The following is a 16,940-nucleotide window of genomic DNA, read 5'->3' on the forward strand; positions in this document are numbered from 1 at the left end:
ATCAATCAGGGTAGATTTATCTATGCTATTAAATGCCAGAGTATTGATACTCTGGCATTTTTGTTATGCGCTAGGCATCAATTTCTATTGATAATTGGCGTATAATACCTTTAAAGCACTTTGATATAAGTACTTTGATACAAGCGCTTTAAAGGTCATTTTAATGTTGAAGGTTTACTGAGTATGATTTTAATCACAGGTGGTGCAGGTTTTATCGGTAGCACCTTAATACGTTACTTGTTAGCTCATACTCAAGAATCTATCGTGAATCTTGATGCCTTAAGTTACTCAGGTAACCTTGATTCATTAAAAGATGTCGCGAACTCAGAACGATATCACTTCGTTCATGCAGATATTTGTGATGCCAATAGTCTAAAACAGGTTTTTGCCAAGTTTAAACCGACAGCGGTAATGCACCTTGCTGCAGAAAGTCATGTGGATCGCTCCATTGATAATGCCAGTGCTTTTATGCAAACCAATATCATCGGGACATTCACATTGCTTGAAGTGTGCCGTGAGTATTGGAACACGCTAGCAACTGATGCTAAAACTGCGTTTCGATTTCATCATATTTCAACCGATGAGGTTTTTGGTGACTTAGATAGTGATGAACTGCCATTTTCTGAGCAGACGTCATATAAACCAAGCTCGCCTTATTCTGCCTCAAAAGCTTCTTCCGATCATTTGGTCAATGCTTGGCAGCGTACTTATGGTTTGCCAGTGCTGGTTAGTCATTGCTCAAACAATTATGGTCCTTACCAATTTCCTGAAAAATTGATCCCCCACACCATTTTAAATGCCTTAGCGGGTAAGCCGTTAACCGTTTACGGTAATGGCCTGCAAGTAAGGGACTGGTTACATGTAGAGGATCATGTTCGCGGCCTTTATCAAGTGCTGACACATGGCGAAGTAGGCCAAAGCTATAATATTGGTGGTCTTAATCAAGTGACCAATATTGATGTGGTTAACAGCATATGTGCGCTATTAGAGCAATTGGCACCAGAGGCTAAGCAAGGCTGCCAATCTTATGCTGAGTTAATTACCTATGTTGACGATAGGCCCGGTCATGATAGTCGCTATGCCATTAATGCATCAAAAATTCAATCACAATTAGGTTGGCAACCTGAACATGATTTTCATTTGGGGTTAGCTGCAACGGTTAAATGGTACATCGATAATCCTAGCTGGTGGCAACAGATCTTAACTGGTGACTACCGCCTTAACAGACTTGGGCTCGCTAATGGAAATATCAATGAGTAGTTTAAGCGCTGTGCAGCCCATCACTTCTGCACAGTATAAAGGCATTATATTAGCGGGTGGCACGGGCAGTCGCTTATTTCCGCTAACCCTTGGCACCTCTAAACAGTTATTACCTGTCTATGATAAGCCGATGATTTATTATCCCTTATCGGTACTCATGCTGGCGGGTATTAATGACATTTTACTGATCTCAACCTCTGAAGATCTGCCCAGCTTTAAACGCTTATTAGGCAACGGTGAACGCTTTGGTATTAAGCTCAGTTATGCAGAGCAAGCAGCGCCAGAGGGTTTAGCGCAGGCGTTTATCATTGGTGAGCAGTTTATTGGTGATAGTAACGTGGCATTAGTGTTAGGCGATAATATTTTCTATGGGCAAAACTTTACTGAAAAGCTAAAACAAGCTACAGCCAAAGCGTCTGGTGCAACCGTATTTGGCTATCATGTTAGCGATCCCGCGCGATTTGGGGTCATTGATTTTGACGATAATGGCATTGCCCTAAGTATTGAAGAAAAACCGAGCGTCCCTAAAACCAACTTTGCCGTTACAGGGCTTTATTTTTACGATAATGAGGTCGTATCCATTGCTAAAAGTATTACACCCTCATTAAGAGGTGAGCTTGAAATTACCGATGTGAACATGGCTTATTTGGCTAAGAAGGCCTTAACCGTGGATATATTAGGGCGTGGTTTTGCATGGCTTGACACCGGAACCCATGACGCATTACTTGAAGCGAGTCATTTTGTGCAGACCATTGAGAAACGCCAAGGATTAAAGGTGGCCTGTCTTGAAGAAATCGGTTTCATTAATGGTTGGTTATCTGTTGATGAGTTAGCGCAACAAGCACAATTTCATCAAAAAACGGCATATGGCACTTACCTAAGCCAACTCGTAGAGGAACATCGTTGATGAAGGTTATTGATACGACAATTTCTGATGTCAAAATCATTGAGCCTCAAGTGTTTGAAGATGAACGTGGCTTTTTTATGGAAACCTTTCAGCAGCAACGTTATCAGCAATTGCTGAACACCAATAAACCCTTGGTGCAGGATAACTATTCACGCTCACATTATGGTGTGCTTAGAGGGCTTCATTTTCAAACCCAGAAGCCGCAAGCTAAATTAGTGAGAGTCGTTAGAGGCAAGGTGTTTGATGTGGTTGTTGATATCCGCCCACAGTCATCAACTTATGGCGCTTGGGTTGGGGTTGAGTTATCTGAGACCAACCAGCGACAATTGTGGGTGCCAGAAGGCTTTGCCCATGGCTTTGTTGCTTTAGAAGCGTGTTGTGATGTTGAATACAAATGTAGCGATTATTATGACCCTAAAAATGAAGCTTGTCTTAGCTGGGACGATGCTGACTTAGCCATTAATTGGCCTATTAGGGAGGTCATTCAATCTGCTAAAGATCAACAAGGGTTATCTTTTCAGGCGTTAAAAGCAATGCACAATGAGCAGGCGTTAACCTTAAAGCCGGACATCACAAAGTGAAGCTGTTATTAACAGGCGCTAATGGTCAGTTAGGTTTGAGTATCAGGCGCTGCATTGCAGATCATAATGCCTTTTTAGCCAAGAATAATGGCAACTATTCTAGAATTATTAGCAGAGCTCTTAACAGAGAGAACAACAGAGAGAGCCACTGTAAAATTAACACCGACTTGTCATCTCAATGCATGCCAAATGAGCTACAACTTCTCACGGCAGATAAATCAGATTTAGAGATCAGTGACGCTAATGCGGTCATGGAAATGATTGATAGGCTTAACCCCGATTTAATCATCAATTGCGCCGCCTACACCCAAGTGGACCAGGCTGAAACACATCAGCAGCTTGCTGATGATGTGAATGCCACAGGGGCGAAGAATCTTGCCTTAGCGGCGCTAAAAGCATCTATTCCACTTATTCATATCTCAACCGATTATGTGTTTGATGGCAAAAGTGGCAGGCTGCCATCTCAAGCTGCAAGTTCAGCGCTGCCTGTAGAGGAGCCCAAGCTTGCTGGTGGCCTTGAAGCAACCTTTGCAACCGCCTCTAACACTGCTATTGAAACTGCAATTGAAAACAGTCCAAGCCCATATTCTGAAACTGCTGTGCCAAATCCGCTGAATATTTATGGCGAGTCTAAGTGGCGCGGCGAGCAATTGATTACTGATATTCTGCCGCAGCACATTATCATTCGAACGTCTTGGCTGATAAGCGAATTTGGGCATAACTTTGCTAAAACGGTGCTGAGATTAGCCAAAACTAAACCGACTCTGGCGATGGTGGCCGATCAAATAGGTTGTCCTACTTATGCGGGGGATTTAGCCAAAGCGATATTAAACATCGCTGCGCAAATTCAGCAGGGTAAAACAGTTTGGGGCACTTTTCATTACTGCGGCGATACAGCTACCAGCTGGTATGGTTTAGCAAAAGCCATTGTCGATGAAGCAAGTGTACAAGCTAAGTTACTAACAGTTCCTACACTCAAGGGGATTGATACTCAGGACTATCCTTTGCCTGCTAAGCGGCCACCCTACAGTGTGCTTGATTGCCAGCAGATAAAAATGGCTTGGGGTATCGATGCTTGTGATTGGCAAGTATCCATTAAAACTTTGATTAGAAATCTCGATATAGATGTTTTATAACTTTTTTTAAGAGTATTTATAACGGTTTACAGATTTTGCTCAAGCTCAGCTTAGTAATCGGCTACACAAATGCTAACTCATTAATCGGCCTAATCCTCCCAGTGTCTTTGGTTAACATCTAACCTTTCGCAGTTAGCTTTTCAGTTGTCACTCTCTACCACTTAGATGATTGGAGGAGTGAGTTATTACTTTTTAGATCATTATTCCAAACAAACCTTTTCATCCTTTTTATTCCTTTTTGTTATATTCAACCCTTCATTAATAACTTTTACTATCAGTTGATACTGGTAATATGATTGCATGCAACTTTGGATTAACAATCATGGCTATGAGACGGATCATCATTTGTCTGTTTAAAGCGTATGAATTATTAAAGGTTTATTGGAATAGATATGTCGACACAATTGACTCATTTAAAGCAACTTGAAGCAGAATCCATTCAAATTATGCGTGAAGTCGCCGCAGAATTTGATAACCCTGTCATGCTCTACTCGGTAGGTAAAGACTCCTCGGTTTTATTGCACCTTGCGCGTAAAGCTTTCTATCCCGGCAAAATTCCATTTCCTTTGATGCATGTTGATACCAACTGGAAGTTTAAAGAGATGATTGCTTTTCGTGATCAAATGGCCGAAAAGTACGGCTTTGACTTAATCGTTCATAAAAACCCTCGCGGTTTAGAAATGGGCTGTAGCCCGTTTGTTCATGGTAGTGCTAAGCACACCGACATCATGAAAACTGAGGGCTTAAAGCAAGCGTTAGATATGCATGGTTTTGATGCTGCTTTTGGCGGTGCACGTCGTGATGAAGAAAAATCCCGTGCCAAAGAGCGTGTGTATTCTTTTCGCGATAACAAGCACAGATGGGACCCTAAAAACCAACGTCCTGAGTTATGGAATATTTATAACGGTAAAGTGGATAAAGGCGAAAGCATTCGCGTTTTCCCATTATCAAATTGGACTGAATTAGATATCTGGCAATATATTTATCTTGAAGGTATTGAAATCCCATCGCTTTATTTAGCTGCAGAAAGACCAGTTTTAGAGCGTGATGGCACCTTAATCATGGTTGATGATGACCGAATGGAGCTTGAAGAAGGCGAAGTCATTGAGCATAAGATGGTGCGCTTTAGAACATTAGGTTGCTATCCACTCACTGGCGCAGTTGAGTCGGTTGCACAAACCTTACCTGAGATTATTCAAGAGATGCTGCTTTGTACAACATCTGAGCGTCAAGGGCGAGTGATTGATAATGATTCATCCGGTTCAATGGAAAAGAAAAAAATGGAAGGGTATTTCTAAGCTTTTTAAAACCTCATTTTTATGAAGTGTTTGGCACTTCTGATTATTTGAACCATTACATTACCAATGTGTTGCTGCAGTTGAATATACACTCAGAGCAGCGCGTTAGCTTAAGGAATTTATGATGTCTAATACCGCTTTAATCGCTTCAGATATTGAAGCTTATTTAAACGTCCATGAAAATAAAGATATGCTGCGCATTTTAACCTGTGGCAGTGTTGATGATGGTAAATCGACCCTTATTGGTCGTTTGTTGTATGACAGTAAAATGATTTTTGAAGATCAAATGGCGGCCATTGAAAAAGACTCAAAACGCTTTAATACCACCGATGAGTCGTTCGATTTAGCCTTATTGGTTGATGGCCTGCAGTCTGAGCGTGAGCAAGGTATTACCATTGATGTGGCTTATCGCTATTTTGCCACCGAGCAACGTAAATTTATTATTGCTGATACTCCAGGTCATGAGCAATATACCCGCAATATGGCAACGGGCGCTTCGACTGCTGATTTAGCGATTATTTTGATTGATGCAAGGCATGGGGTGCAAGTACAAACTCGCCGTCACAGCTTTATTTGCTCTCAGTTGGGTATTAAGCACGTCATCATTGCCATCAATAAAATGGACGCGGTGGATTACGACCAAAGCGTTTATCAAAATATTAAGAAAGACTATCGTGAGTTTGCTGAAAACCTGCAGTTTAACGATATTCGCTTTGTGCCGATTTCAGCATTAAAGGGCGACAATGTCGTCAACGAGAGTGCCAACATGACTTGGTACCCGGGTTCAACCATGATGAAACTGTTAAATACCGTGACGGTTGCCAAAGATAAAACCCACCCATTTCGTATGCAAGTGCAATACGTTAATCGTCCAAATCTGGATTTTCGCGGTTTTTGTGGCACGGTTGCATCGGGCGATATCCGCGTTGGTGATACCGTCAAAACCTTGCCTTCAGGTAAAGAAAGTAAAGTTAAATCTATAGTGACCTTTGATGGCGAGCTTGAAAAAGCCACTATCGGCATGGCAATCACTATCACCTTAGAAGATGAAATTGATATTAGCCGTGGTGACATGCTAGTTCGCCCTCATGAACTGCCATTATCAAGCAGCAATTTTGAGGCCGATGTGGTGTGGATGACTGAAGAGCCATTACATGTCGATCGTGAATATGCCATTAAAATGGGCAGTAAATCAGTTTATGGCTTCGTCGAGAATGTGAATCACAAAGTCGATGTGAACACCCTAGAGACATTTGATGCACATCAACTTGAACTTAATGAAATGGGTAACTGTAACTTTGCAGTCAATGAAGCTGTGCAGTTTGATGCTTATGATATCAATCGAACCACTGGTGCGTTTATCATTATCGATCGCCTAACCAATGTCACCGTGGGCGCGGGGATGATAAGAAATTCATTAGAAGGCAAAGCAGCAACCACTGAAGCCAAACCTTCAGCATTTGAAATCGAATTTAACGCATTGGTTAGAAAACATTACCCTCATTGGGGCGCAAAAGTCATAGGCTAAGCTAGTACAGATGAGCACCTAGGCTTTATCAAAAAGCTGCAATGCGATTGATTAGCTTGCAGCTTTTTTTGACTTTGTATCCTTGAGGTTGGTTTCTATTTATGTCTACAGATGCATACTTAACAATAAGTATTTTCATACTAACGATTTGTGGTTTATTAAAATTTCAAAGTCGACCTGCTGCCGTGTGCGGTGTGACCTTATTATCATTAGTTGCACTTGGGTTGGTGTCTAAAGCGCAATTATTATCGAGTATTGCTAACCCTGGGTTAATCACACTCATTCTATTAATCATTTGCTCTTTCGGGTTAGAGAAAACCCGATTGCTGAGAGTTATTGCGTCAAAAGTGATTGTTGTTGGCTATAAAGCCACTTTTATACGGCTTTTTGGTGTCACCACGATTTGTTCTGCGCTACTTAACAATACCGCGGTGGTGGCGACGCTTTTGTCGCCAATACGTAATAACCCGCATCATTTTGCCAGTAAATTATTATTGCCTTTATCCTACGCGGCAATTCTCGGTGGCACGCTGACTTTAATTGGCACCTCAACCAATTTGATTGTAAACAGCCTGTATATTGATGTTGAAGGGCGTTCATTAGCCTTTTTCTCTTTTACCGCTATCGGCTTAATACTGGTGATTTGTTGCGGGGCCGTGTTAGCTGTGTGTGTCAGGTTTTTGCCAGAAAATGAACAGACTCTTGATGGTAATAAAGGTTATTTTATTGATGCAAAAATCATCGAAAACTCAGAGCTGATTGGCCGCTCTGTCGAGGCCAATGGTTTACGGCATTTAGAGTCATTATTTTTAGTTGAGGTCGTTAGAAAGGGAAGGTTAATCACCCCGGTCGCGCCAACAGAAGTGTTACAACAAGATGACCGACTTATTTTTAGTGGTGATATTGCAAAACTAGGACAATTAGGGCAGTTTTCAGGGCTTGAAACATTTGCCCATAAAAATGATTTAAAAGGCTCAAATCTCACTGAAGTGGTGGTAAAGCAAGAAAGTATTTTAGTGAGAAAAACACTAAAGAAAGTCGGCTTTAGAGCACTATTTGATGCCGCCGTGGTGGCGATTCGCCGAGATGGCGAAAATGTCTCTGGCAAACTTGGTGAAGTCGAGTTACAAGCGGGTGACTTTTTAGTGTTATCTGTTGGTGAGGATTTTAAATCTCGTCGTAATTTAAGCAAAAACTTTATTGTGCTTAGCGGCGTCGAAACTGAGATACGCCTTAACGGCTGGAGGGCATGGTTAGCTGTCGGTGGCTTTTTAACTTCAATAGCCCTTGCCGCATTTGGGGTCATTGATTTACTTGAAAGCTTAGTGATTTTATTAGGGCTACTGGTGTTTAGTCAGTCACTTAACGTCAATGAAGTGATGCGCCGATTACCGGTCAATATTTGGCTCATCGTCGCCTCTGCCATTTTACTTTCCCATGCATTGGTTAATGCTGGCGTTGTCGAATTAATTGGTGATGTGGTTAATCAGAGTGTCGATAAAGAGCATGCTTATATTGCCTTGATTATGGTTTATATTCTCACATGGTTGATGACTGAATTAGTGACCAACAATGCTGCTGCAGCGCTAATGTTTCCCATTGCTTATAGTTTGGCGCTCGGTTTTGGGGTGGATGTTTTACCTTTTGTGATGACTGTGGCATTTGCTGCCAGTGGCAGTTTTATTAGCCCTTACGGTTATCAAACCAATTTAATGGTGTTTAATGCAGGGCAATATAAGCTAAAAGACTTTGTCAAAGTCGGTTTGCCCGTCAGTATTGTTTACGGCTTAATCGTGAACATCAGCGTGCCAATATTTTTCCCGTTTTAATGGGCAGCTTTAAACAATAAAAACATAATATTTGTCAGTATTAACAGAACTAAAAAGTGAACAAGGAATAATCATGTCAAATACACCCTACCAAGACGTTAATGTGCTTGGTGACAAGTCAACAGATGTTGTTTGGCACTTGGCAAGTGTGTCTCGGGCACAGCGCATTAAGCTAAATGGTCATAAGCCTGCCGTTTTATGGTTCACAGGGTTAAGTGGCTCTGGTAAATCTACAATTGCCAATGCAGTTGATAAAATGCTTCATGATCTAAACTGTAAAACCTATGTGCTCGATGGTGATAACGTTCGCCATGGCCTAAATGGTGACTTAAGCTTTACTGATACTGATAGAGTTGAAAATATTCGTAGGGTTGGTGAAGTATCCAAGCTATTTGTCGATGCGGGGCTGATTGTGTCTACTGCTTTTATTTCGCCTTTTTTAGCTGATCGCGACATGGTGCGAAGCCTGTTGGCAGCAGATGAATTCATCGAAATCTTTATTGATACCCCGTTAGCGATTTGCGAACAACGCGACCCTAAAGGGTTATATAAAAAAGCCAGAGCGGGCGAGATTAAACACTTCACCGGCATTGACTCAGCTTATGATGCGCCGACGAATGCTGAAATTCATGTGAAGACCGCAGAGCAAGATATTGAGCAGTGCGCTTTACAAGTGATTAGCTATTTAACAGATAACGGTTACTTATCGTAAGGCTTGGTTTTAAGCATGGTAGAAAGCACTTCTCAGCCAAAGATTTTTACACAAGGTTTGGCTTCAAAGAATCCACATTTGATCCTATGGTGCTTATGGCTAGAGTAAAAAATATTGAAGCGGCTCAAAAAGCATTAATATAAAGGATGTAAAGTGTGCCTAAAAATTATTCCTGCTATTCAGAGAGCTTGAACAAGTGCGGCACACTAAAGTAGCAAACTTTATTATAAGAAAACGATATCCGCCCTCAGAAAATTATTAAACTATTGAGTTATAACCGTTCATGGTAACCATATTTTTATAAAATTTTAATACGGGCGTACAGTACTGCTATTGAGTGCTGCCATTGAATAATTAAAAAGGCCTTCACAAATATTTGTGAAGGCCTTTTTTGATAATAGTTATTGTCATCGTTTATTGATAAATAGGGACATTACTTTCTCATCATTCTCGCCACATACATGCCGTCACTATTGGCTTCAAAGGGCCATACGGTAATATGCTCAAGCTTAGCTTGGGTAAATGGGTGTACGCTGGTGATCAACTCAAAGTCACTATTGTGTTGTAAAAATTGCTGCACCACTTGTTCGTTTTCAAGCGGTGATAATGAGCAGGTTGCGTAGACGAGTTTGCCGCCTGGTTTTACCGCCTTTGAACTGCGAGTTAAAATATCTAACTGCAGTGCGGGTTTATCTTCGATACAGCTTGGCTCATCTATCCAGCGCATATCTGGGTTTCTGCGCCATGTGCCAGTGCAACTACATGGGGCATCAACCAGTACGCCATCAAAATGGGCTTTGGCTACCGGTAAAGCATCGCTTTTCCAGCGCGCCACAGTAATGCTGTCAAAGTTTGCTCGTTTAGCGCGCTTATTAAGCTCTTCTAGGGCTTTTGAACGAATATCTGATGAGGTAATAGTACCTGCTGTATTGTTGTTTGAGGCGGCATTTTGCAGCATCAATGAGCGCAGCTGTAATGTCTTACCGCCCGCGCCACTACAGGTGTCCCACCATTGCTCGTTTGCTAAAGGCTGACAGACATTGCCGATAACTTGCGAGGCTAAATCTTGAATTTCAAGTTTGCCCTGTTTGTATAAATCAACGTCATTGAGGTTAATGCTTTTGCTGCCAAGGCTTAATGCATCAGTAAAGTATTCATTGGCTAGGGCATCAATACCAGCTGCTTGTAATGTGGTAACAGCTGATGCTGTATCAATGCGCTGCGCTCTTGCCCAAATGGGAGGACGGCTACTCATGGCTTCAATCAATTTTAGTTTGTTTTGCTGATCATCAATGGTGCATAGCGCCCAAAACCAATCGGGTAATAGTTGGGTTTCAGCAAATTCAATGGTCGTGAATAACTGGCCCATAAGGCTATTTTTATGGCTAACATCAAAGTTTGCACTTGATTGCGGATTAGATGAGTTAGCAACATCATTAGCGTCAATGGTGTGATTTATCAAGCTGACTTGTTCGGGGCTTAAGCCGCCAAATTGTTGCCACGCATCAGCAAACTGACGCCATTGATGCTGCTCAAGTAAGGCGCAAGTACTGAGCATTTGATACCAAGTTTGTTGCTCATGCTGAGAACCCAGCTGTTTTAGCCAGCCCCACCAACGAAATAGCCCAAATAAGGTTTCGCGGATCACGCGGCGATCTTTTGAGCCATGCTTTTTGTGCTCACGGAAGTAGTTTGCCACAATCCTATCAGCAGGCATTTTGGTGTCTAATACTTCATCGAATAACTTTTTGATGGTGGCAGAGTAGCTTAATGCTCTTTTTTCTGCGGGAGTATTGGCTTGAAGATGGGGGGGATTAACTGGTTCCATGACTCACTCAGGTTGGCTTTGCAGCGCAATGGGGATAATAGTGCTGCAGTTTACCATGACTGCTACTGTTGTTAAATCCGTGGTTGCAAGGTCAACAGCGGTTAAATCAAGGTATGTGACCTCAAATGCGACTAATCCTTAGATTAGTCGCCTTCCATTTTGTGGATAAAAGACAATTTAGTAAACAGCTCTATTAAAATGGGTGGTCTACCATCACCCAAGCATTGGTGGCTTCATCTGATTGGGCGATATCAAACCTTACAATGATCCCTGCGGTTAATGCTCTAAGAGAAACGCCGTAATCAAATTTCAAATTGGTTAATAATTCATTGGCGGTATAAGCCTCGCCAACGCGGCCAGCTTCAACAAAGCCCACCAATTGAAACCAATCTAGGCGTAAAAATTTAAGCCAGTTTACATCTTCGATGGGGTTGTTTTTGAAGGTATAGCGATATTCTGCAGTGCCGTATATGGAGGCTTTATCATGAAAACGACTGTTGTCATAACCGCGCATTCGATAAAAACCACCAAGTGTTGCGCCTTCGCTGTAAGGGGCATCATTGGTGATCCGCCTGCCTCCTTCGTCGTTATACTCAAGCTTCCATGAGGGCGAGTAACCTGTCCAAAAATTTAACGCTAATATACGCTGGGATGCCCAGTCGGAGGCGCCAAAAGAGAAGTATTTACTGGCTTCAAATTCGATAAATGTCCACTGATTATCAGAATCTAGCCAAGCCGCATCATGGGAAATGGCGACAAACTGCTTACTGCCGTAACTGGGGTTTCGTGAAAAGTCGGTATTATCATAAAGCAGTCCTAAACTCATCGCATGAACGGCGCCATCTAATTCTCCGTCTTCAAATTCAAAGGTTTCAAAGCGGTTAAATTGTTTCAGTGTCGCCACTGTGGCTCCAGACTCAAGCGGATTCCAGCTGTCACCGCCAGAGGGTTTTGAGCTCAGCAAGCCGCGGGTTAGTTCATAGTGTACTTGGCCTTTATCACGTGTTGCGCCAATGGGTAGGGTGTATTCAAGCTGTATATTCCACCAGTTTGACGAGCCATCAGCTTGTAAAAACTGTTCATTTGATGAGTCATTACTACCAGGGATAGGTGTGCCTGCAGGGGTATAATTTAAGGTGCCCCCTGCGTAGGCTTTTTTCTGTGGATAATAACCGACAAAGCCAACGGCACTTAAAAAGAAGCGTTCGGTTCGTGGTATTTTAAAGTTCCAAATTCCTGCGCCAACACCGTAACTGACATCGCCACCATAGACAGTAGCGCCAATCGTTATTTGTTCTTGTCCATAACCACTGACCATAGTGCCAATGCCTAAGTTTAATCCCATTGAGTCAGTGCTGAAAGCGTAGGGGAGTATCAGCTCTTCGGTACCAACCCTTGGGGACTCAGCGCGATTAACGATGGATTTAATATTCTTTGGCGCGCTATGGGCAAAAGATTGCGTCAGTAATAGTGAAAAGGCCAAAATGGCGGTGAAATAGTATCGAGTCGAAGCTCGGGAAAAGCGCATTTTTATCATCCGTGAGCCTTTAACATTGTCGGTGAGTACGTAATTAACGGGCTGATAGTTAATCATTTTATTTATTAGATAAATATAGATGAAGTTGATTAAAAATCTAATTCGGCGGCTAATTTAGGCCATATTTATTGCGACTAGTTTGAGGGCGACGAGTGATAGCAGAGATTAAATCGCTATCACTAAATGCTATTTTGTCCCCAAAAGCTCAGTTGTTTGCTTGCAAGAATGGCTAAGATCAAGCGAAGTATCGAGTAAATGGGTATCGACGCCATACAAGCCGATAAGCGTATTAAACAAATTGTCATGGGAATGTGTCCCCTGACTCACTTGCGTGATGATACATTGACGGTCGAGTTGCTTTGACTGGGTGTAGCTTTCTGGTAACCATAGATACCAAGGCACATGGGTTTGCTCTGCTGGCGCAAAGGCATAAGGGGTGCCATGAAGATACATGCCGCTTTCACCTAGTGATTCACCATGATCAGAGATATACATCATTGCCACTTCATAATCGCTGGCATATAGCTCTAATAGTTTTACGATTTCTGACAAAATATAATCGGTATAAACTAAGGTATTGTCATAGACATTGATGATTTCTTCATCACTGCAATTTTCAAGATCGCTGCGCTCGCAGGCGGGGCTAAAATGCTGCTTATCTTTAGGGTAACGCTTGAAATAGGTAGGCCCATGGCTCCCTATCGTGTGCAATATCAATAATTGATTGGTTAAGGTTTGCTGCTTGTTTTCTAATCTCTGCTCGATATGTGAAGCGAACTCGCGCACCAGAACTTGATCATAACAGCTACTACCGTCACACAAGTCATCACTTGAGTCAGTCGGAATATTAAACTCAATCACATGGGCTGCCAGATGTTTATCACCGCCATCATTGTCAAGCCACACCACTTCTGCGCCTGCTGTATGAATAATGTCTAGTAGGTTGTCACTGGCCAGTGCTTTTTCACGGTTATAATTATCGTGAGTGAGGTCGGAAAACATGCAAGGTAATGAATGCGCGGTCGCGGTGCCACATGAGCTGACGTTATTAACAATAATGAAGTCTAAATTTTCAGTGTAAGGATTGGTGTTTCGATGATAACCGTAATAAGCCATATTTTGAGCGCGGGCTGTTTCGCCGACGACCAGTACAAATAAAGTTGGCTTAGTTGGGTTGATATCGATTAAGCGTGCATCTTGGCCTCTAACGGTATAAGGCAAGGGGGTGACAAAGTTGTTTTTATAAAGATATTTTACCGTATTGAAAGCATGGGCTGGTATGATCATTTTTTTAAGGTAAGTATTATTTCGCCCCATGGACACATAGTCCTTATAAAAGCCTAGCAGCACGACTCCTATTAAACCTAAGCCTACAACCACTAATGTTGAGCGTCTCATTAAGGATTTAACTACGCTTTGTGATGGCGTTAGGCGCACTCGCCACAACCATATGGTTGGAATTAGTCCAAACACCACGATATATAAAATAGACGTGGTGCTGATATAGGACAGGGCTTCGCCAGTATTGGTTTCAAAGATATTTTCAATCATGGCGTAATCAAAATATACCTGGTATTTCATGGTGCCATACATGGCTGCTGCAGAGGTGAGCAGTAAGATTGTCAGTAAGGGTTTAAAGATAAACCGAGACGAAAATAAGCAAAAGCAATGATAAAAATGCCCAAGTGTACGAGCGCCGGCGTAAGAGAGAACACTAAATGGCTATCAGCTGATAATTGAAAAATACGTTGGGTAAGCCCAAAGTTAATCACCAGCGCAAAATACAGCGCCATCAGCACTATCATCGTTTCTTTGCTGAGTTCTTTTGGGTTAATGGCAGAATATAGGCGCGAGAATGCTGTCATATTAAATGCCTGCTGGTGATGTTAGTCTCTAGTTTTATACTAGTTGAAATTTGGATGGTCGTCCGCTAATTCACCGACACTGGTTTTCAGTGTCTTGGTTAGTCTCGTTTAGCGGCGAATGTTTATCTCTTTAAAGCAAACTCTATCCACGGCCGTTTTATCACGATGATATAAGTCATTATCACTAAAAATCTAAGTCTAAGGCAAAGCATAAATAGCTCATTAAACCGATGGTATGCTTGAACTCTTCAGCGCAGAAATTAACAAAATCATCAGCGCAGACTTGCTCAATGTTGACAGGTTTGATGGCAATAAAATCTTTGCGCTTTAATTCTTCAATGAATGGATGATCTTTATCAAATCCACGCGGTGGTCTTATTAAACGGTCCCCAGATAACACAAACCCAGCTGCGGCTAATTGTACCGAAGCCTTTTTATAACCGTTAGGGTTTTCATCAATACAATGACGAATGGCATTGAGGGCTTTTGATTCAGGATGCCATATTCCTGCCGCTAAAAAACAACCATCATTGGCAAGGTGTAAATATATGCCCGGGGCATGGACATCTTTTGCTTGAAAATGCCGAAACTGAATACCGACGTTAAGCTTATAAGGGCTTTTATCTTTACTGAATCGACTGTCTCGTTGAGGGCGCATCATACTGCCACCGACTTTTTTAGGTACTGCAGTCAGCCTTGGCGATAAGCTGAGGATGGGCCCTTGCATGGCTTCGATAAACTTAAGGGTTGGGGTGCGCACCAAATCTTCATAGGTTTGCTGATGTTGCTTAAACCATTCTCGGTTGTTGTTATCAGCTAACTGACTTAAAAAATTAAAGCTTTGTTGAGAATACATTGGCTGCCTTATTAGTCTTAATCATTCATTGTCTCATAACGGCATATGATAACCATTAGTTCAAATACTTGTTCAATCATATAGATTAAGGTTAAATTCAATCTATTAACAGCTAGGGTTAAGTATCAGAAAGGCTTATATTAATCTAGTGCTATGCACTGTCAAAGGCTAATTATTGCAGTATTGATAGTCTAGACTTGGGATTAAACAGAAAACGTTAAAGGTTTACCATGACGACATCGTTACAAGTGCTTGGTTGGTGTGAATGGGCCACATTTCCAGAAATTGCTAATGAACGGGTCAATATGAAAATTGATACCGGCGCCAAAACATCATGCTTACATGCTTTTAAAATTGAACCCTTTATAAAAAATGACCAAGATTGGATTAAAGTGTGGTTTCATCCTCAGCAAAAGTCGCTGCGTGAAGTTGTGTGTGAGTTTGCGGTGTTTGATCGTCGTAATGTCAAAGATTCTGGTGGCCGTACTACCAGTCGTTATGTGATTAAAACGCCGATTATCATTGGTGAACATCATTTTGATATTGAACTGACACTCACTGCTCGTGACAATATGCAATTTAGAATGCTGCTGGGCAGAAGGGCATTATCAGGTCGATTTTTGGTAGATTCATCCGCATCATACTTGCTTGGCGCTTAATTTAAATTGGTTTTTATTCACAAAACTGAGTCATAAAATAAGGACTTATCGTGGCTTTACATTCCGTATCAATCATCAACCCAACCGTTAGCTCATCGTCTTCGGCTTTAGCTGCTATTTCTAATTCAAGCCCTGTAAAGATGACGCCTTCTAAAATCGTCTGTATTGGTCGTAATTATGTCGATCATATCCAAGAGCTGGGCAATGAGATGCCTGCAGATATGGTGGTATTTTTAAAACCCAATTCGGCCATCTCAACAGAGCTTATAGCCTTTCAACAAGAGCCTATTCATTACGAAACTGAGTTATGTTTTATTATGGAAAACAATCAGTTCTCAGCAGTGGGTGTCGGTTTAGATTTAACCAAAAGGGCACTGCAATCGACACTTAAAGCTCAGCAATTACCCTGGGAGCGGGCAAAAGCCTTTAACGGCTCGGCGCTGTTCAGTGATTTTATTTCCCTAAAGGGATTAGGCGCAACAGCCTGCAGTAAATGGGCTTTTCAATTATCTATCAATGAAAACATTGTCCAAGTGGGTCACAGTGATTTGATGATGTATGACACCACAGCGATTAAGCAATCGTTAACTGAATTTATCCATTTAGAAGACGGTGATATTGTGATGACCGGTACGCCTAAAGGCGTCGGCGTGGTTAATGTGGGTGACTGCTTTAGCGTAAAATTATGGCGCGCAATAGACTACAGCGATAGCCGCTCACTTGAAAACTACATGCTTAATAATGTTCCGCAGTTAACCCAGCAATGGTTGGCTAAATAGTTTTGTTCAAGATAGTAATCTGATGCTTAGCCGCGAACGCTTAAAGAGGAAATTTTGATTTTAAGGTCTATACTTTTAGCGAAAGACCTTTATCTTAAATCCTGCTAAAAGGAAAGTTAGTCTGTTATCAGGCTAATAAATTAGCTATAAATGAGCGGCTAATTA

The 16,940-nt window shown here is 41.8% G+C and carries 15 protein-coding genes; 10 read left to right on the forward strand and 5 right to left on the reverse strand.

The genetic code is table 11. The features are described from left to right. Positions 1 to 183: 183 nt before the first annotated feature. The 8 genes from rfbB to cysC all read left to right on the forward strand — a co-directional run bounded on the left by rfbB (position 184) and on the right by cysC (position 9,251). Positions 184 to 1,260, forward strand: coding sequence for a dTDP-glucose 4,6-dehydratase (gene rfbB, locus BCU91_RS12565; protein WP_102520753.1), 1,077 nt, complete (start codon positions 184 to 186; stop codon positions 1,258 to 1,260). Next, positions 1,253 to 2,167, forward strand: a complete 915-nt coding sequence (gene rfbA, locus BCU91_RS12570) for a glucose-1-phosphate thymidylyltransferase RfbA (protein WP_198590466.1) — start codon at positions 1,253 to 1,255, stop codon at positions 2,165 to 2,167. Before rfbB ends, rfbA begins: the two co-directional genes overlap by 8 nt. Further along, entirely contained in the window at positions 2,167 to 2,748 is a 582-nt protein-coding gene (gene rfbC / locus BCU91_RS12575) for a dTDP-4-dehydrorhamnose 3,5-epimerase (RefSeq protein WP_102531614.1), read from the forward strand. The genes rfbA and rfbC overlap by 1 nt, the downstream gene beginning before the upstream one ends. Continuing rightward, a complete protein-coding gene (locus BCU91_RS12580; RefSeq protein ID WP_102531615.1) occupies positions 2,745 to 3,884 on the forward strand; it encodes a sugar nucleotide-binding protein in 1,140 nt (379 codons plus the stop codon). Before rfbC ends, BCU91_RS12580 begins: the two co-directional genes overlap by 4 nt. 392 nt (positions 3,885 to 4,276) lie before the next feature. Next, a complete protein-coding gene (gene cysD / locus BCU91_RS12585) occupies positions 4,277 to 5,182 on the forward strand; it encodes a sulfate adenylyltransferase subunit CysD (protein ID WP_076537299.1) in 906 nt (301 codons plus the stop codon). Between the two features lie 121 nt (positions 5,183 to 5,303). Beyond that, the gene (cysN, locus tag BCU91_RS12590) at positions 5,304 to 6,710 is read left to right on the forward strand and encodes a sulfate adenylyltransferase subunit CysN (protein WP_102531616.1); all 1,407 of its coding nucleotides are present in this window, start codon (positions 5,304 to 5,306) and stop codon (positions 6,708 to 6,710) included. 101 nt (positions 6,711 to 6,811) lie between these two features. Beyond that, the gene (locus BCU91_RS12595; RefSeq protein ID WP_102531617.1) at positions 6,812 to 8,539 is read left to right on the forward strand and encodes an SLC13 family permease; all 1,728 of its coding nucleotides are present in this window, start codon (positions 6,812 to 6,814) and stop codon (positions 8,537 to 8,539) included. A 73-nt stretch (positions 8,540 to 8,612) separates the two neighbouring features. Continuing rightward, complete coding sequence (gene cysC / locus BCU91_RS12600) at positions 8,613 to 9,251, forward strand: adenylyl-sulfate kinase (RefSeq protein ID WP_102437575.1); 639 nt, start codon at positions 8,613 to 8,615, stop codon at positions 9,249 to 9,251. A gap of 433 nt (positions 9,252 to 9,684) precedes the next feature. Here cysC and BCU91_RS12605 read toward each other — a convergent pair whose 3' ends face one another. The 5 genes from BCU91_RS12605 to BCU91_RS12620 all read right to left on the reverse strand — a co-directional run bounded on the left by BCU91_RS12605 (position 9,685) and on the right by BCU91_RS12620 (position 15,337). Continuing rightward, positions 9,685 to 11,079, reverse strand: coding sequence for an RsmB/NOP family class I SAM-dependent RNA methyltransferase (locus BCU91_RS12605; protein ID WP_102531618.1), 1,395 nt, complete (start codon positions 11,077 to 11,079; stop codon positions 9,685 to 9,687). 193 nt (positions 11,080 to 11,272) lie between these two features. Continuing rightward, positions 11,273 to 12,673 carry a BamA/TamA family outer membrane protein gene (locus tag BCU91_RS12610; RefSeq protein WP_241904083.1) on the reverse strand — a complete coding sequence of 467 codons (1,401 nt, stop codon included), beginning with the start codon at positions 12,671 to 12,673 and terminating at the stop codon, positions 11,273 to 11,275. 129 nt (positions 12,674 to 12,802) lie between these two features. Then, entirely contained in the window at positions 12,803 to 14,257 is a 1,455-nt protein-coding gene (locus tag BCU91_RS12615; protein ID WP_347230781.1) for a phosphoethanolamine--lipid A transferase, read from the reverse strand. Continuing rightward, positions 14,239 to 14,481 (reverse strand): hypothetical protein, encoded by a 243-nt coding sequence (locus BCU91_RS20600; RefSeq protein WP_241904084.1) that lies wholly within the window; start codon positions 14,479 to 14,481, stop codon positions 14,239 to 14,241. The genes BCU91_RS12615 and BCU91_RS20600 overlap by 19 nt, the downstream gene beginning before the upstream one ends. 184 nt (positions 14,482 to 14,665) lie before the next feature. Next, positions 14,666 to 15,337, reverse strand: coding sequence for a DUF2461 domain-containing protein (locus tag BCU91_RS12620; protein WP_102531620.1), 672 nt, complete (start codon positions 15,335 to 15,337; stop codon positions 14,666 to 14,668). 230 nt (positions 15,338 to 15,567) lie between these two features. Here BCU91_RS12620 and BCU91_RS12625 point away from each other — a divergent pair, with 230 nt between their 5' ends. Beyond that, positions 15,568 to 15,996 carry a RimK/LysX family protein gene (locus tag BCU91_RS12625; RefSeq protein ID WP_102531621.1) on the forward strand — a complete coding sequence of 143 codons (429 nt, stop codon included), beginning with the start codon at positions 15,568 to 15,570 and terminating at the stop codon, positions 15,994 to 15,996. Between the two features lie 140 nt (positions 15,997 to 16,136). Then, positions 16,137 to 16,775 (forward strand): fumarylacetoacetate hydrolase family protein, encoded by a 639-nt coding sequence (locus BCU91_RS12630; protein WP_102531636.1) that lies wholly within the window; start codon positions 16,137 to 16,139, stop codon positions 16,773 to 16,775. The last annotated feature ends 165 nt before the right edge of the window (positions 16,776 to 16,940 follow it).

The sequence above is a fragment of the Shewanella sp. 10N.286.52.B9 genome (assembly GCF_002873635.1).
GTDB lineage: Bacteria > Pseudomonadota > Gammaproteobacteria > Enterobacterales > Shewanellaceae > Shewanella.

Bases quoted from the DNA above. Each gene is read 5' to 3' on its own strand.
- rfbB (WP_102520753.1), top strand. From the start codon at position 184: ATGATTTTAATCACAGGTGGTGCAGGTTTTATCGGTAGCACCTTAATA.
- rfbA (WP_198590466.1), top strand. From the start codon at position 1,253: ATGAGTAGTTTAAGCGCTGTGCAGCCCATCACTTCTGCACAGTATAAA.
- rfbC (WP_102531614.1), top strand. From the start codon at position 2,167: ATGAAGGTTATTGATACGACAATTTCTGATGTCAAAATCATTGAGCCT.
- cysD (WP_076537299.1), top strand. From the start codon at position 4,277: ATGTCGACACAATTGACTCATTTAAAGCAACTTGAAGCAGAATCCATT.
- cysN (WP_102531616.1), top strand. From the start codon at position 5,304: ATGATGTCTAATACCGCTTTAATCGCTTCAGATATTGAAGCTTATTTA.
- BCU91_RS12595 (WP_102531617.1), top strand. From the start codon at position 6,812: ATGTCTACAGATGCATACTTAACAATAAGTATTTTCATACTAACGATT.
- cysC (WP_102437575.1), top strand. From the start codon at position 8,613: ATGTCAAATACACCCTACCAAGACGTTAATGTGCTTGGTGACAAGTCA.
- BCU91_RS12605 (WP_102531618.1), bottom strand. From the start codon at position 11,079: ATGGAACCAGTTAATCCCCCCCATCTTCAAGCCAATACTCCCGCAGAA.
- BCU91_RS12610 (WP_241904083.1), bottom strand. From the start codon at position 12,673: ATGATTAACTATCAGCCCGTTAATTACGTACTCACCGACAATGTTAAA.
- BCU91_RS20600 (WP_241904084.1), bottom strand. From the start codon at position 14,481: ATGACAGCATTCTCGCGCCTATATTCTGCCATTAACCCAAAAGAACTC.
- BCU91_RS12620 (WP_102531620.1), bottom strand. From the start codon at position 15,337: ATGTATTCTCAACAAAGCTTTAATTTTTTAAGTCAGTTAGCTGATAAC.
- BCU91_RS12625 (WP_102531621.1), top strand. From the start codon at position 15,568: ATGACGACATCGTTACAAGTGCTTGGTTGGTGTGAATGGGCCACATTT.
- BCU91_RS12630 (WP_102531636.1), top strand. From the start codon at position 16,137: ATGACGCCTTCTAAAATCGTCTGTATTGGTCGTAATTATGTCGATCAT.